Genomic DNA, 14,989 nt, shown 5'->3' on the forward strand with positions numbered 1-14,989 from the left:
CTCATTCCATTATGTCGGCGGCCCCCAGGAGACCTGCAATGAATCTCTGGCAACAGAACTACGACCCGGCCGGTAACATCTGGCTTTCCAGTTTGATCGCATCGCTCCCTATCCTGTTCTTTTTCTTCGCCCTGATTAAGCTCAAGCTGAAAGGCTATGTTGCGGCATCATGGACGGTGGTGATTGCTTTGTCGGTCGCCCTGCTGTTTTACAAAATGCCGGTCGATCACGCTCTGGCTTCCGTGGTCTACGGCTTCTTCTATGGTTTGTGGCCGATTGCCTGGATCATTATCGCCGCGGTATTCGTCTATAAAATCTCGGTGAAAACCGGGCAGTTCGACATCATCCGCTCATCGATACTCTCGATTACCCCGGACCAGCGTCTGCAAATGCTGATTGTCGGTTTCTCCTTTGGTGCCTTCCTCGAAGGAGCAGCAGGCTTTGGCGCTCCGGTAGCGATTACCGCCGCGCTGCTGGTAGGCCTCGGCTTTAACCCACTGTACGCGGCAGGTTTGTGCTTGATCGTAAATACTGCGCCGGTCGCTTTTGGCGCAATGGGCATTCCGATTCTGGTTGCCGGTCAGGTGACCGGACTGGACAGCTTCGAGATTGGCCAGATGGTGGGCCGTCAGCTGCCGTTCCTGACCATTATCGTGCTGTTCTGGATTATGGCGATTATGGATGGCTGGCGCGGCGTAAAAGAGACCTGGCCTGCGGTGATGGTCGCTGGCGGCTCGTTTGCTATCGCGCAGTACCTCAGCTCTAACTTTATCGGACCGGAGCTGCCAGACATCATCTCTTCTCTGGTTTCGCTGGTCTGCCTGACGCTGTTCCTGAAACGCTGGCAGCCAGTACGCATCTTCCGCTTTGGCGATATGGGCGCTTCGCAGGTCGATATGGACCTGTCGCGCACCCGCTACACCGCAGGACAAGTGGTACGCGCCTGGTCTCCGTTCCTGTTCCTGACCGCCACCGTCACGCTGTGGAGCATACCGCCGTTTAAAGCGCTGTTTGCGCCCGGCGGCGCGATGTACCACTGGGTGGTCAATATTCCAGTCCCGTTCCTCGACAAGCTGGTTGCCCGTATGCCGCCGGTCGTACACGAAGCCACAGCCTACGCGGCGGTGTACAAATTTGACTGGTTCTCTGCGACCGGTACCGCGATCCTGTTTGCCGCCCTGCTGTCTATCGTCTGGTTGAAGATGAAGCCGTCTGCTGCGCTGCAAACCTTTGGCAGCACGCTGAAAGATCTGGCGCTGCCTATTTACTCCATCGGCATGGTGCTGGCGTTCGCGTTTATCTCTAACTACTCAGGTCTTTCATCAACCCTGGCATTGGCCCTGGCGCACACCGGCAGCGCGTTTACCTTCTTCTCGCCGTTCCTCGGCTGGCTGGGGGTATTCCTGACCGGGTCCGACACCTCATCAAACGCACTGTTTGCCGCCCTGCAGGCCACGGCCGCTCAGCAAATCGGCGTATCAGACGTACTGATGGTGGCGGCAAATACCACCGGCGGCGTGACCGGCAAGATGATCTCTCCACAATCTATCGCTATTGCCTGTGCGGCAGTGGGATTAGTGGGGAAAGAATCTGACCTGTTCCGCTTTACCGTGAAGCACAGCCTGATTTTCACCTGCATGGTGGGTGTGATCACCACGCTGCAGGCCTATGTCTTAACCTGGATGATTCCATGATAGTGATGCCCAGACGCCTGTCAGACGAAGTCGCATCTCGTGTGCGGGCGCTGATTGAAGAACAACAGCTGGAGGCGGGCATGAAGTTGCCCGCTGAGCGTCAGCTGGCCGTACAGCTCGGCGTCTCGCGCAACTCGCTGCGCGAGGCGTTAGCAAAGCTGGTGAGCGAAGGCGTACTGATTAGCCGTCGTGGCGGCGGGACGTTTATCCGCTGGCAGCATGAGGCCTGGTCTGAACAAAACATCGTTCAGCCGCTGAAGACTCTGCTGGCGGACGATCCCGACTACAGCTTCGATATTCTTGAAGCCCGCCACGCCATTGAAGCCAGCACCGCATGGCACGCAGCGATGCGGGCCACCGCCGCCGACAAAGAGAAAATCAGGCTCTGTTTCGACGCCACGCAAAGCGAAGATCCGGATCTCGCCTCACAGGCTGACGTGCGCTTTCATCTCGCCATTGCGGAGGCCTCGCACAACGTGGTGCTGTTGCAGACCATGCGCGGTTTCTTCGACGTATTGCAGTCTTCGGTTAAACAGAGCCGCCAACGTATGTACCTCGTGCCCCCCGTATTTTCACAACTGACGGCGCAGCATCAGGCAGTGCTGGACGCCATTGTCGCCGGCGATGCCGACGGGGCGCGTAAGGCCATGATGGCGCACCTTAGTTTTGTCCACACCACGATTAAACGATTTGATGAAGATCAGGCCCGCCAGGCGCGTATCACCCGCCTGCCCGGTGACTCTGGTGAAAATAGCAGGGAGAACAACACATGATTATTTCAGCAGCCAGCGACTATCGCGCCGCAGCCCAGCGCATCCTACCCCCTTTCTTGTTCCATTATATTGACGGTGGGGCGTATGCCGAGCACACCTTGCGCCGTAACGTGGCAGACCTGTCGGAAGTGGCGCTGCGCCAGCGCGTGTTGAAGAATATGTCCGACCTGAGCCTGGAAACAAAGCTGTTCAACGAAACGCTTTCCATGCCGGTGGCCCTCGCGCCTGTCGGACTGTGCGGCATGTACGCACGCCGGGGGGAAGTTCAGGCCGCCGCCGCCGCTGACGCTAAAGGCATTCCGTTTACGCTTTCCACGGTATCCGTATGTCCTATTGAAGAAGTCGCCCCGACCATCAAGCGTCCGATGTGGTTCCAGCTGTATGTCCTGCGCGATCGCGGCTTTATGCGTAACGCCCTGGAGCGCGCCAAAGCAGCGGGTTGCTCCACGCTGGTCTTTACCGTCGATATGCCTACGCCCGGCGCACGTTACCGTGACGCCCATTCCGGTATGAGTGGTCCCAACGCCGCGCTGCGTCGCTACTGGCAGGCAGCCACTCATCCACAGTGGGCATGGGACGTTGGCCTGAACGGTCGCCCGCATGATTTAGGCAATATCTCGACCTATCTTGGCAAACCCACCGGCCTTGAGGATTACATCGGCTGGTTGGCGAATAATTTCGATCCGTCGATTTCCTGGAAAGACCTCGAGTGGATCCGTGAATTCTGGGACGGCCCGATGGTGATCAAAGGGATCCTCGATCCGGAAGATGCTCGTGATGCAGTCCGTTTCGGCGCGGATGGCATTGTCGTTTCTAACCATGGTGGCCGCCAGTTAGATGGTGTGCTGTCTTCTGCTCGCGCGCTGCCCGCCATTGCCGATGCGGTGAAGGGCGATATCACCATTCTGGCCGATAGCGGGATCCGCAACGGTCTGGACGTTGTGCGCATGATTGCGCTGGGCGCGGATAGCGTGCTGCTGGGGCGGGCCTATCTGTACGCGCTGGCGACCCACGGCCAGGCCGGGGTGGCGAATCTGCTGAATCTGATCGAGAAAGAGATGAAAGTGGCAATGACCCTGACCGGTGCGAAGTCGATTAGCGAAATCAGCGGTGATTCGCTGGTACAGGAACTGGGTAAGAGCCTGCCTGCCGCGCTGGCACCTCTGGTCCAGGGTAGCGCAGCGTAACAACACTTCATAAAACCCTATTTCCTGAATGGTCGGCCTGTTCTCAGCCCGACCATTTTTTATCCAAAAATAACGACCAGTTAACATTTACAACCAATATATTTGACAACTTTTTATCCACCTGCCAAATGTATATACAAGCTAATACAAGAGCGATTTATACAGATAACAACCATCATAACGGGCGAGGGTGACATGGCTTATTCCGGTAAAGTGAATATCCAGCAGGCGATAGATGACAGTCCTTTTTCGCGCTTCCATTGGGTCATTATTGTCCTGGGATTTCTGGTTTTAGCCATTGACGGCTTCGATACCGCGGCGATGGGTTATATTGCTCCCACGCTCTCAGCCGACTGGGGCATCAAGAAGCAAGATCTCGGACCGGTGTTAAGCGCCGCGCTATTAGGCCTGTCATTTGGCGCCCTGCTCGCCGGACCGATTTCCGATCGTATGGGCCGTAAGCGTGTTCTGGTCTTTTCCTGTCTGTTCTTTGGCCTCGCCAGTCTGGGAACCGCCTATGCCCAGACGCTGAATATGCTCACATTTTGGCGTTTTCTCACTGGACTTGGGCTTGGCGCGGCAATGCCCAACGCCATCACCCTGGTGTCAGAATTCGCCCCGAAACGCTGTCGTTCAATGGCGATTAACACCATGTACTGCGGCTTTCCTTTAGGCGCTGCGGGCGGCGGCGTAATCTCCTCCTGGCTTATTCCCAATTACGGCTGGCACAGTGTTCTGCTTGCCGGTGCGATCGCCCCGCTGGCCCTCACCGTACTGTTGGTGCTGTTCCTGCCGGAGTCGGTGAAGTATCTGGTTCACCGCGGTAAAGGGGTGGCACAGGTTAAACGCATTGCTCAACGTTTTATGTCGGGAAATCTGGAACAGGTTACTCAGTTTTATCTGGATGAAGACCGCGTCACGATCAAAAAAGGCAGCGTGGCGCAACTATTCAGTATGCCCTGGCTGCCGGGCACGCTGATGCTCTGGACGACCTACTTTATGGGGCTGGTTATCTATTACGTGCTGCTGAGCTGGATGCCAACGCTGATGCTGGGCATGGGCTATCCGCTGGCTGAATCCGCCTGGCTGACGTCACTGTTTACCTTCGGCGGTACCGCAGGGATCCTGCTGGCCGGTTGGTTAATGGACCGTTGGGAAGCGCATAAAGTGGTGTCACTCGGCTTTATGCTGACGATGCTGTTTGCCCTCGCTCTCGGGTTTGAACATAACCACATCATCCTGTTCGGCGCACTGATCTTCCTGATGGGGATTACCATGAACGGCGCGCAGTCCGGGCTACAGACGCTGGCTGCAACGTTTTATCCAACCCACTGCCGCGCAACGGGCATTGCCTGGATGCAGGGCGTGGGCCGCTTCGGCGGCGTAGCCGGAACGATGATGAGCGCCCAGTTGCTTTCCCTGCAATGGCAGGCAGACAGTATCTTAATGTTCCTCAGCCTTCCGGCTTTGGTCGCCGCTGCCGCGACGATTTACAAGCTGCAACGCTATAAACCGCACGCGCTGACCGTCGCATAGTACCGGCTCTTTCTGCTATTCTGCCCCCCGTTATTAAGGGGGCAGTATGCTTAACATCGTTTTATTCGAACCAGAAATCCCGCCAAATACCGGCAATATTATCCGTCTTTGCGCCAACACCGGCTTTCGTCTGCATATTATTGAGCCAATGGGCTTTACCTGGGACGATAAGCGCCTGCGTCGCGCGGGGCTGGATTACCATGAATTTACCGCCGTGCTTCGCCACCCTGATTACGCCGCCTTCGTCGCTGCAGAACATCCGCAACGTTTGTTTGCCCTGACCACCAAAGGTACGCCAGCGCACAGCGCGGTAAGCTATCAGGACGGAGATTATCTGATGTTTGGCCCGGAAACCCGCGGCCTGCCAGCCAGTATCCTCGATGCGCTGCCTGCCGAACAAAAAATTCGTATTCCGATGATGCCGGACAGTCGCAGCATGAACCTGTCGAATGCGGTGTCGGTGGTGGTGTATGAGGCCTGGCGCCAGTTAGGATACCCTGGCGCGGTATTACGGTCGTAAAAGAATTAAATGCCGGATGGCGGCTACACCTTATCCGGCCTACAAATACCACGTAGGCCCGGTAAACGCAGTGCCACCGGGCATGGCTCGAAATCAGATGCCGTCGCCGTATTCGAAAGTATGATGAATCCCATTGAAATGCTGATCCATATCCATGGACGGCTTATCGCTGTCTGGCTTACCGACGATGCGTGCCGGAACGCCTGCCGCGGTAGTGTGCGGGGGGACCGGCTGTAAAACCACGGAACCTGCGCCAATCTTCGCGCCGCGTCCGACTTCAATGTTGCCGAGAATTTTTGCTCCTGCGCCAATCATCACCCCTTCACGAATTTTCGGATGACGATCGCCGCCGGCTTTACCGGTCCCGCCGAGCGTAACGGATTGCAAAATAGAGACGTCGTTTTCAATCACGGCGGTTTCACCCACCACAATACCGGTGGCGTGATCGAGCATGATCCCACGGCCAATTTTTGCCGCCGGGTGAATATCTACCTGGAAGCTAACGGACACCTGATTTTGCAGGAAGATCGCCAGTGCCTGACGCCCCTGATGCCACAGCCAGTGACCAATACGGTAGGCCTGAAGCGCATGAAAACCCTTCAGGTACAGAAGTGGGGTGGAATATTTATCGACAGCCGGGTCACGCGTACGTACCGCCTGAATATCACAGGCCGCTGAGGCAATCATTTCAGGATCGGCGGCGTAGGCCTCTTCCACGACTTCGCGAATCGCAATGGCAGGCATGATCGGAGAGGCGAGTTTATTCGCCAGCATATAGCTTAGCGCACTGCCGAGATTTTCATGCTTGAGCAGCGTTGCGTGGTAAAAACTGGCCAGCATTGGCTCACATTCCGCCAGTGCCCGGGCTTCTGCTTTAATGTTTTTCCAGACGATATCCAGTTCTTCACACGGCATTGCGTACTCCAGAAGGTAGCAAAACGACCGACCCGTTCTTCGCGGGTCGGGTCGTTATATTCAACAGTTCCTTACAGCTAGTGGCGACTCAGCTCGTCCTTGCGTGCACGGCCTAATAACGTCAATGCTGCCTCGCGCGCGTTTTTTCCGCAATACAATACTTGATAAATTTCCTCGGTTATTGGCATCTCAACACCAAAACGGTGCGCCAATTCACGAACTTCTTTCGTATTGCGGTAGCCTTCAACCACCTGACCAATCTTGTCCTGCGCGCCCTGCACGTCCATCCCCTGGCCGAGCATCATGCCAAAACGACGGTTACGTGACTGGTTGTCGGTACAGGTCAGCACCAGATCGCCCAAACCCGCCATCCCCATAAAGGTGGCAGGATCGGCACCCAGCGCCGCGCCAAGACGAGACATTTCGGTCAGACCACGGGTGATCAATGCGGTTCGCGCATTCGCGCCGAAACCAATGCCGTCAGACATCCCCGCGCCAATCGCAATGACGTTTTTCACCGCGCCGCCCAGTTGAACGCCAATGAAATCCGGGTTGCTGTACACACGGAAGCTTTTGCCGCAGTGCAGCAACTGCTGGAGATCGTCAGCAAAAGTATCATCCGTTGAGGCCAGAGATATCGCCGTCGGCATGCCCGCCGCCAGCTCTTTCGCGAACGTCGGACCGGAGATAACCGCCAGTGGAATAGAATCACCTAACGCTTCACGCGCGACGTCCTGCAGCAGGCGTCCCGTTTCCGCTTCCAGACCTTTTGTCGCCCAGACCAGCCGCGCGTCAGGGCGCATCAGCGGTTTGATGTTACGCAGCACTTCGCCAAAAACGTGGCTCGGCACTACCACCAGAATATTACGACTGGCGGCCAGCGCAGTGGCTAAGTCACTTTCCAGGCGCAGCGTTTCGGGAAAAGGCACATCAGGGAGGAACGCGACGTTGCAGCGATCGTGCTCGAGGGTCGCGATATGTTTCGGATCATGGCCCCACAGGACAACCTGATGGCCATTTCTTGCCAGGGTAATGGCAAGAGCGGTGCCGTACGAGCCGGCACCAATCACAGTCATTGAAGCATTACTTTGGTTCATCAGGCATCCTGATGTTCTTCAGTACCTTCGCCAGCCTGCTGCTGTAAATAGTTCATGAACAGCGCATCAAAGTTGACCGGCGCAAGGTTCAGTTGCGGGAATGTACCGCGTGAAACCAGGCTGGTGATGCATTCGCGGGCATACGGGAACAGAATGTTCGGGCAGTATGCGCCAAGGCAATGCGCCATCTGAGTCCCTTCAATACCACTGATGGAGAAAATACCGCCCTGCTGAACTTCGCACAGGAACGCAGTTTCTTCGCCCAGAGAAGCCGTTACGGTGACACGCAGCACTACTTCATACACATCATCTGCCAGTTGGGTAGATGCGGTATCAAGATCAAGTTTAACCTCTGGCTGCCAATCTTTCTGGAAAACATGCGGTGCATTTGGCGCTTCGAAAGACACATCCTTGGTATAGATACGTTGGATCTGGAAAGCCATTTCAGTGTTATTTTGTTCTGACATGTTGAGAAAACCCTTTAGTGTTGTCCTTTAAATACTTCGGTACGCCTTAACGCAGCAGTGGATCCAGTCCACCACGCGCATCCAACGCATACAAGTCGTCACAACCACCAATGTGCTGTGCATCAATAAAAATCTGCGGAACCGTAGTACGGCCACTGCGCTTGATCATCTCTTCGCGCTTCACGGCATCGCCGTCAATCGGAAGTTCCTGGAAACTCACACCCTTGCTATTCAACAGCGCCTTTGCGCGATGGCAAAACGGGCAGGTTGCTTTGGTATAGATCTCAATATTGGCCATGACTTATCTCCAGTGTTCTTTTACCCTGCGGTATGAAAGAAGACGGGTAAATTACTTGCCGCGAACCAGTGGCAGGTTCTCACCACTCCAGCCCGCTACGCCGTCTTTCAGTACAGATACCTGCTCAAAACCGGCTTTAATCAGCGCAGTTGCTGAATCCTGGCATTGCATGCCTGAGCCATCAACCACAATAACAGGTTTGTTTTTGTGTTTTTCCAGCTCGCCAAAATTATTGGCTTTGATTTCGCTCGGCAGCAGGTTAGTGGAGCCTGCGATATGACCTTTACGGAAGTCGTCGCGCTGACGTAAATCCACAATCACCGCATCTTCTTTATTGATAAGACGTGTAGCTTCTCCGCGCGTAATCACCTTCACTTTCGAAGTCAGGCTCTTAAACGTGGTAAATAATACAGCCGCCAGTAACGCAATCCAGGCGATACTCAAGACAGGGTGGCGACTAACAAATTGCATAATTTCTTGCATGGGGGGTAACAACTCCCGACTCAGTGATTAAAAAACCAGGAAAGGAGTATACCTGCGCGTTGGCGCAAATACAGCCAGAGCGTGCATTGGATTGCATTTTTGCGGGGCGCTACGGAAAAAAAAACGTAAATCCGCGCCCTCTGCGGCGCGCTCTGATCGATTATTTGATCTTCTGGGGCTACTTTATCGATTCAGCTGTAGTAAAATTACGCAATTATTTTTTATCTATTAAGTGTGAGGTTGTCGCAATGTCGGTTTCTAAAAAACCTATGGTACTGGTGATTCTGGATGGCTACGGTTATCGTGAAGACAGCCAGGATAACGCCATCTTTAATGCCAAAACCCCGGTAATGGATGCCCTGTGGGCAAAACGTCCGCATACCCTGATTGATGCGTCTGGCCTGGAAGTCGGCCTGCCCGATCGCCAGATGGGCAACTCCGAAGTGGGCCACGTCAACCTGGGCGCTGGCCGCATCGTGTATCAGGACCTGACCCGTCTGGATGTTGAAATTAAAGAGCGTACTTTCTTCGCTAACCCGGTGCTGACCAATGCGGTCGACCAGGCAAAAAATAGCGGCAAAGCGGTACACATCATGGGTCTGCTCTCTGCTGGCGGCGTTCACAGCCACGAAGATCACATCATGGCGATGGTAGAAATGGCCGCTGAACGTGGCGCTGAGAAAATCTATCTGCACGCTTTCCTTGATGGCCGTGACACCCCGCCGCGCAGCGCTGAACATTCCCTGCAGAAATTCGAAGAGAAATTTGCCGCGTTGGGCAAAGGCCGCGTAGCGTCCATCATCGGTCGTTACTACGCTATGGACCGCGACAACCGTTGGGATCGCGTTGAACAGGCTTATGACCTGATGACGCTGGCAAAAGGCGAGTTCCAGTTCGCTACGGCGGTTGAAGGCCTGCAGGCTGCTTATGCCCGCGACGAAAACGACGAATTCGTGAAAGCGACCGTGATCCGTGCTGAAGGCCAGGCTGAAGCCGCCATGGAAGACGGCGATACGCTGATTTTCATGAACTTCCGTGCTGACCGTGCGCGTGAAATTACCCGTGCGTTTGTTAACGCTGACTTCGACGGCTTCGCCCGTAAGAAAGTCGTTAACCTCAACTTTGTGATGCTGACCGAATACGCGGCCGACATCAAAACTGCGGTAGCTTACCCACCAGCGTCTCTGGCCAATACCCTTGGCGAGTGGATGGCGAAGAACGACAAAACGCAGCTGCGTATTTCCGAAACCGAAAAATATGCGCACGTGACCTTCTTCTTCAACGGCGGCGTAGAAGAACCGTTCAAAGGCGAAGACCGCATCCTGATCAACTCGCCGAAAGTCGCGACCTACGATCTGCAGCCGGAAATGAGCTCTGCAGAGCTGACCGAAAAACTGGTTGCTGCGATTGAGAGCGGAAAATACGACACCATCATTTGTAACTACCCGAACGGCGACATGGTTGGTCACACCGGGGTGATGGAAGCAGCGGTTAAAGCGGTTGAAGCGCTGGATCATTGCGTAGAGCAGGTGACTAAAGCGGTTGAATCCGTTGGCGGCCAGTTGCTGATCACCGCGGACCACGGTAACGCAGAGCAAATGCGCGATCCGTCCACCGGTCAGGCACATACAGCGCACACCAACCTGCCCGTTCCGCTGATTTATGTCGGTGGTAAAAACGTCAAAGCAGTCGAAGGCGGCAAACTTTCTGATATCGCCCCGACGATGCTGACGCTGATGGGTATGGAAATCCCGCAAGAGATGACTGGTAAGCCGCTGTTCATCGTGGAATAATCCCTCCCCATGAGGGGAAAGGCGATTAATACCATCACTCGGGCCGTGAAGCTGCGCAAGCTTTCAGTCAGGCCCTTGTTCTACGCCAGCGCGCTTAGCGCTGGCGTATTGCTGTGCGCCTTTTCCGCCCACGCGGACGAACGTGACCAGCTCAAATCTATTCAGGCCGATATCGCGGCAAAAGAACGCGCGGTACGCCAACAGCAACAACAACGCGCCACCCTCCTCGCTCAGCTTAAAGCGCAGGAACAGGCCATTGCCGTTGCCGCCAGGCAACTGCGCGAAACGCAAAACTCACTGGCGCAGCTGAACGCGCAAATCGCAGAGATGAATGCCGCCCTTGCGAAGCTGGAAAAACAGCGGGCCGCGCAAGAACGCAGCCTGGCAGCCCAACTCGACGCTGCATTTCGCCAGGGCGAACATACCGGCATTCAGCTCATTCTTAGCGGTGAAGAAAGCCAGCGTGGGCAACGCCTGCAGGCCTATTTCGGCTATCTGAACCAGGCGCGACAGGAAACTATCGCGCAGCTGAAACAAACCCGCGAAGAGGTCGACTCGCAAAAAGCCGAGCTGGAAGATAAGCAGAGCGAACAGCAGACTCTGTTGTACGAGCAGCGTGCTCAGCAGGCTAAGCTGGAGCAGGCGCGTAATGAACGCCAGAAGACGCTCTCGGGTCTGGAGTCATCGATTCAACAGGGTCAACAGCAATTGGGCGAAATGCGCGCCAACGAATCGCGCCTGCGTAACAGCATTGCTCGCGCCGAAGCCGCAGCCAAAGCACGCGCGGAACGTGAAGCCCGCGAGGCGCAGGCCGTACGCGATAAGCAGCAGGATGCCTCACGGAAAGGCTCAACCTATAAGCCAACCGAAAGTGAAAAATCACTGATGTCGCGTACCGGCGGTTTGGGTTCGCCACGTGGCCAGGCATTCTGGCCCGTTCGTGGTCCAACGTTACATCGTTATGGCGAACAGCTGCAGGGTGAGCTACGTTGGAAGGGGATGGTTATTGGCGCATCCGAAGGCACCGAAGTTAAAGCCATTGCCGATGGTCGCGTCATTCTGGCGGACTGGCTGCAGGGCTATGGCCTGGTCGTCGTCGTTGAGCACGGTAAAGGCGATATGAGCCTGTACGGTTATAACCAGAGCGCACTGGTCAGCGTCGGTACGCAGGTTCGCGCCGGGCAGCCTATTGCACTTGTGGGTAGCAGCGGCGGTCAGGGTAGACCGGCGCTCTATTTCGAAATTCGTCGCCAGGGTCAGGCGGTCAATCCACAGCCGTGGTTGGGAAGATAAGTTTTGCCTCAATTTCGTCGTCTATTACTCTCTCTCGCCAGCCTGCTGGCCTTCGCAACACCTGTTTTTGCTGGCAAACTCGCCATCGTCATTGATGATTTCGGCTATCGTCCACACACTGAAAATCAGGTACTGGCGATGCCTTCCACCATCTCCGTTGCCGTTTTGCCTAATGCTCCGCATGCGCGGGAAATGGCAACCAAAGCGCATAACAGCGGGCATGAAGTCCTGATCCATCTACCGATGGCGCCACTGAGCAAACAGCCGTTAGAGAAAGACACTTTACGCCCGGAAATGAGCAGCGAAGAGATTGAGCGAATTATTCGCGATGCGGTAAGCAAAGTACCGAATGCGGTCGGTCTGAACAACCATATGGGCAGCGCGATGACCTCCAGCCTGTTTGGCATGCAGAAGGTGATGCAGGCGCTGGAACGATACGATCTCTACTTCCTTGACAGCATGACCATCGGCAACAGTCAGGCCATGCGCGCAGCATCAGGAACCGGTGTGAAGGTCATCAAACGCAAAGTCTTCCTGGACGACACGCAAAACGAAGCCGATATTCGCCGTCAGTTTAATCGTGCCGTCGAACTTGCGCGTCGCAACGGCTCGGCAATTGCCATTGGCCACCCTCACCCGTCTACGGTTCGCGTCCTGCAGCAGATGCTTTATAGCCTGCCAGCCGACATCACGCTGGTTCGCCCAAGCAGCCTGCTCAATGAACCACAGGTGGATACGTCCAGACCAAACCTCACTCCGCCAAAAAACGGTACGCCTGACGCACCGCGTAATCCTTTCCGCGGGGTGAAATTATGCAAACCGAAACAGCCGTTAGAGCCCGTTTACGCCAGCCGCTTCTTCAGCGTGCTCGGTGAAAGCATCACCCAAAGCACGCTGGTGCAGTACATGAAGCTGCAGTGGCAGGGCTGGGGAAATACATCCTCTCCCGGCACTATGAACGCTAACGTAGATTAAGCGTTTTACGTGTAATACGAGAAGGCGACGATGTTTTATCTCGCCATTTCCAGAGACGGAATGACCATAGCAGCGCCTGGTACATAACTTTGGCGCTGCGTACATTAGTAATCATGCGTTTATACATACCCGAGACAAAAATCTCTGCAATCATACGCTGACGAATATGAACATCCGGTTCTTTGCGTACTGCGTGACAAACGCGCAAAGCTTCATAGGTTATTTGCTGATGAAATTCCGGATAAAGAGTAATCCGTCCAGCATATTCACGATTCAACTTATCCAATAACCGTGTAATTTTAATATAGTGTCGTTGGTAATTGAGATTTTTTAAGCCTTGTCTTTTAAGACGGCTAACTGATTGATCATGTAAGAAGTATTTATATAAAGATTGTTCGGTATATCGTACACGTTTGGCGTTAAACATAAACTCCGTCGTCCATACAATATCCTGATGATGCAACCCAGGAACAAACGATATCTTATTTTTCTCGATAACATCCCTGCGGTAAACCCCCATCCAGACCACATGTGTCCAACGGCGTGAAGCCAATGCCATACGTAACCAGTCAGGGCCGGTCAATACACCCGTAGACCGCAAACGGTCCGTCGGTATTGATTGCCAGGTGTCCCCCGTTTCGAAAATGCACCAGTCAGAATTGCACTGCGCCAGATCCAGGTCATCCTGAAGTGCCATGGTCATCAGGGTTTCATACATATTGGGATAAACCAGGTCATCAGCATCGACAAATGCAACATAATCCCCTCTGGCCGCTGCCAGACCACGATTACGCGCAACAGATGCCCCAGCGTTAGCCTGATGCAACAACCGAACATGGGGATAGTTATCAGCATACTTTCTTGCAATATCAACAGAGTTATCCGTTGAGCCATCATCGACAATAATGATCTCTATCGCACTCCATGTCTGTGCGATCAAAGATTCCATGCAATCCCGAAAACTATCACCCGCGTTATACAACGGAATAATAACACTCAACATATTTGTGCTGTTTCTCATCAGCTAACCCTGGTTTGTTAGTACACTGATGACTTTTACTACAGTTTCATTAAGGAATTATTAAGCCTGGAACGATTTATCGCCAGAAGCGGCGCGGCGAAAGCAGCCAGTATGAGAAAATGCTATGCGAAACCTGAGTTCAGCGGGCAGTGAAAGCTCAGATCGTCTACATATTGAGGGGCGCAACCTGTATACTATATCGCTATAAATTAACGCATTATGTACACTGATATTGAGGAAAGTGATGGCCATCAGTAAGACACATGAAAAAGGTTATACGGTCTATTGTAAAGAGACCAATATAGACCTTAAGTCACTGATGAGTAAGTATATAAATAAAGAAATCAGTGGCAAACCGTTGAGCAGTGGTAACGCTATGCGCAGCGTGGAACTGGTCGAGTACAACTCACAAAAATTTATCATCAAAAACGACCGTGAAGTTGATCCTCGATTCGAGAAAAAAATGCAGAATTTTATCTCCGGTCCCTTCTATTCCAGGCTCATCAAGAAGCTGGACAAGCTCTCCCCGGAAATGCGCGCCTGTACAGCCGATCTCTACTACGCTGCAGAGAAAGTGCGCCTTCGTCAGTGTCATGATGTTTATATTATTCATGAATATATTGAAGGTACTCCTTTAAAAGAAATTAGCCCTAAGAATGCCGATGAAGTGAAGCAGTGCGTTCTGCGCCTTCACAAAGCCGGGTTGGCATCTAATGATATCCACCCAGGAAACTTCATTCGTACGCCAGGCGGTGAATTAAGAATTATCGACTTATCTTGTAAGGGAAACATGAAGATTTGTCAGGCTAATGACATTTTAGCGTTGCAGCGAAAATATAATATTAAAATCAAAGGGAAAGGGTTAGTGTATAAGCTCATCTGCCTCAAAGAAGCGACAAGATCTTTATCCAGAAAGCTTCGTGGTAAATAGCATTTA

General features: G+C 53.8%; 15 protein-coding genes. 9 read left to right on the forward strand and 6 right to left on the reverse strand.

The window, feature by feature from the left end; translation table 11 throughout:
* Positions 1-38 precede the first annotated feature (38 nt).
* From lldP to trmL, 5 genes are all read left to right on the forward strand, one after another.
* On the forward strand, positions 39-1,694 hold the full coding sequence (gene lldP, locus OGV77_RS08105; protein ID WP_003827332.1) for an L-lactate permease: 1,656 nt from the start codon (positions 39-41) through the stop codon (positions 1,692-1,694).
* The gene (lldR, locus tag OGV77_RS08110) at positions 1,691-2,467 is read left to right on the forward strand and encodes a transcriptional regulator LldR (protein WP_047407887.1); all 777 of its coding nucleotides are present in this window, start codon (positions 1,691-1,693) and stop codon (positions 2,465-2,467) included. Before lldP ends, lldR begins: the two co-directional genes overlap by 4 nt.
* On the forward strand, positions 2,464-3,654 hold the full coding sequence (lldD, locus tag OGV77_RS08115; protein ID WP_075145481.1) for an FMN-dependent L-lactate dehydrogenase LldD: 1,191 nt from the start codon (positions 2,464-2,466) through the stop codon (positions 3,652-3,654). Before lldR ends, lldD begins: the two co-directional genes overlap by 4 nt.
* Positions 3,655-3,849: 195 nt before the next feature.
* Complete coding sequence (locus OGV77_RS08120) at positions 3,850-5,190, forward strand: MFS transporter (RefSeq protein WP_032945353.1); 1,341 nt, start codon at positions 3,850-3,852, stop codon at positions 5,188-5,190.
* 46 nt (positions 5,191-5,236) lie between these two features.
* Entirely contained in the window at positions 5,237-5,710 is a 474-nt protein-coding gene (gene trmL, locus OGV77_RS08125) for a tRNA (uridine(34)/cytosine(34)/5-carboxymethylaminomethyluridine(34)-2'-O)-methyltransferase TrmL (RefSeq protein ID WP_043018725.1), read from the forward strand.
* 93 nt (positions 5,711-5,803) lie between these two features.
* On the opposite strand, the gene cysE is transcribed toward trmL, so the two are convergent.
* From cysE to OGV77_RS08150, 5 genes are all read right to left on the reverse strand, one after another.
* Positions 5,804-6,625 carry a serine O-acetyltransferase gene (gene cysE / locus OGV77_RS08130; protein WP_016154965.1) on the reverse strand — a complete coding sequence of 274 codons (822 nt, stop codon included), beginning with the start codon at positions 6,623-6,625 and terminating at the stop codon, positions 5,804-5,806.
* 77 nt (positions 6,626-6,702) lie between these two features.
* The gene (gene gpsA, locus OGV77_RS08135; protein ID WP_043018726.1) at positions 6,703-7,722 is read right to left on the reverse strand and encodes an NAD(P)H-dependent glycerol-3-phosphate dehydrogenase; all 1,020 of its coding nucleotides are present in this window, start codon (positions 7,720-7,722) and stop codon (positions 6,703-6,705) included.
* The gene (secB, locus tag OGV77_RS08140) at positions 7,722-8,189 is read right to left on the reverse strand and encodes a protein-export chaperone SecB (RefSeq protein WP_003024155.1); all 468 of its coding nucleotides are present in this window, start codon (positions 8,187-8,189) and stop codon (positions 7,722-7,724) included. The genes gpsA and secB overlap by 1 nt, the downstream gene beginning before the upstream one ends.
* Before the next feature lie 46 nt (positions 8,190-8,235).
* Complete coding sequence (gene grxC, locus OGV77_RS08145) at positions 8,236-8,487, reverse strand: glutaredoxin 3 (protein ID WP_003024152.1); 252 nt, start codon at positions 8,485-8,487, stop codon at positions 8,236-8,238.
* 51 nt (positions 8,488-8,538) lie between these two features.
* Positions 8,539-8,970: a rhodanese-like domain-containing protein gene (locus OGV77_RS08150; RefSeq protein ID WP_005120473.1), complete on the reverse strand. Its 432-nt coding sequence runs from the start codon at positions 8,968-8,970 to the stop codon at positions 8,539-8,541.
* A gap of 248 nt (positions 8,971-9,218) precedes the next feature.
* On the opposite strand from OGV77_RS08150, the gene gpmM reads away from it, so the two are divergent.
* From gpmM to OGV77_RS08165, 3 genes are read left to right on the forward strand one after another with little or no spacing between them, the layout of a single operon-like run.
* Positions 9,219-10,763, forward strand: coding sequence for a 2,3-bisphosphoglycerate-independent phosphoglycerate mutase (gene gpmM / locus OGV77_RS08155; RefSeq protein ID WP_043018843.1), 1,545 nt, complete (start codon positions 9,219-9,221; stop codon positions 10,761-10,763).
* Positions 10,764-10,796: 33 nt separating this feature from the next.
* Positions 10,797-12,056 carry a murein hydrolase activator EnvC gene (gene envC / locus OGV77_RS08160; protein ID WP_230586371.1) on the forward strand — a complete coding sequence of 420 codons (1,260 nt, stop codon included), beginning with the start codon at positions 10,797-10,799 and terminating at the stop codon, positions 12,054-12,056.
* A 3-nt stretch (positions 12,057-12,059) separates the two neighbouring features.
* Positions 12,060-13,031 carry a divergent polysaccharide deacetylase family protein gene (locus OGV77_RS08165; protein WP_087050752.1) on the forward strand — a complete coding sequence of 324 codons (972 nt, stop codon included), beginning with the start codon at positions 12,060-12,062 and terminating at the stop codon, positions 13,029-13,031.
* Here OGV77_RS08165 and OGV77_RS08170 read toward each other — a convergent pair.
* Positions 13,018-14,052, reverse strand: coding sequence for a glycosyltransferase (locus tag OGV77_RS08170; RefSeq protein WP_087050751.1), 1,035 nt, complete (start codon positions 14,050-14,052; stop codon positions 13,018-13,020). The genes OGV77_RS08165 and OGV77_RS08170 overlap by 14 nt on opposite strands.
* Positions 14,053-14,296: 244 nt before the next feature.
* Here OGV77_RS08170 and rfaY point away from each other — a divergent pair, with 244 nt between their 5' ends.
* A complete protein-coding gene (rfaY, locus tag OGV77_RS08175; RefSeq protein ID WP_043018730.1) occupies positions 14,297-14,983 on the forward strand; it encodes a lipopolysaccharide core heptose(II) kinase RfaY in 687 nt (228 codons plus the stop codon).
* The last annotated feature ends 6 nt before the right edge of the window (positions 14,984-14,989 follow it).

Source organism: Citrobacter sp. Ce129 (assembly GCF_030334545.1).
GTDB classification, from domain to species: domain Bacteria; phylum Pseudomonadota; class Gammaproteobacteria; order Enterobacterales; family Enterobacteriaceae; genus Citrobacter; species Citrobacter europaeus.

What these genes read in the sequence shown, in the direction of transcription:
- lldP (WP_003827332.1), top strand. Translation starts at nt 39, where the DNA reads ATGAATCTCTGGCAACAGAACTACGACCCGGCCGGTAACATCTGGCTT.
- lldR (WP_047407887.1), top strand. Translation starts at nt 1,691, where the DNA reads ATGATAGTGATGCCCAGACGCCTGTCAGACGAAGTCGCATCTCGTGTG.
- lldD (WP_075145481.1), top strand. Translation starts at nt 2,464, where the DNA reads ATGATTATTTCAGCAGCCAGCGACTATCGCGCCGCAGCCCAGCGCATC.
- OGV77_RS08120 (WP_032945353.1), top strand. Translation starts at nt 3,850, where the DNA reads ATGGCTTATTCCGGTAAAGTGAATATCCAGCAGGCGATAGATGACAGT.
- trmL (WP_043018725.1), top strand. Translation starts at nt 5,237, where the DNA reads ATGCTTAACATCGTTTTATTCGAACCAGAAATCCCGCCAAATACCGGC.
- cysE (WP_016154965.1), bottom strand. Translation starts at nt 6,625, where the DNA reads ATGCCGTGTGAAGAACTGGATATCGTCTGGAAAAACATTAAAGCAGAA.
- gpsA (WP_043018726.1), bottom strand. Translation starts at nt 7,722, where the DNA reads ATGAACCAAAGTAATGCTTCAATGACTGTGATTGGTGCCGGCTCGTAC.
- secB (WP_003024155.1), bottom strand. Translation starts at nt 8,189, where the DNA reads ATGTCAGAACAAAATAACACTGAAATGGCTTTCCAGATCCAACGTATC.
- grxC (WP_003024152.1), bottom strand. Translation starts at nt 8,487, where the DNA reads ATGGCCAATATTGAGATCTATACCAAAGCAACCTGCCCGTTTTGCCAT.
- OGV77_RS08150 (WP_005120473.1), bottom strand. Translation starts at nt 8,970, where the DNA reads ATGCAAGAAATTATGCAATTTGTTAGTCGCCACCCTGTCTTGAGTATC.
- gpmM (WP_043018843.1), top strand. Translation starts at nt 9,219, where the DNA reads ATGTCGGTTTCTAAAAAACCTATGGTACTGGTGATTCTGGATGGCTAC.
- OGV77_RS08170 (WP_087050751.1), bottom strand. Translation starts at nt 14,052, where the DNA reads ATGAGAAACAGCACAAATATGTTGAGTGTTATTATTCCGTTGTATAAC.
- rfaY (WP_043018730.1), top strand. Translation starts at nt 14,297, where the DNA reads ATGGCCATCAGTAAGACACATGAAAAAGGTTATACGGTCTATTGTAAA.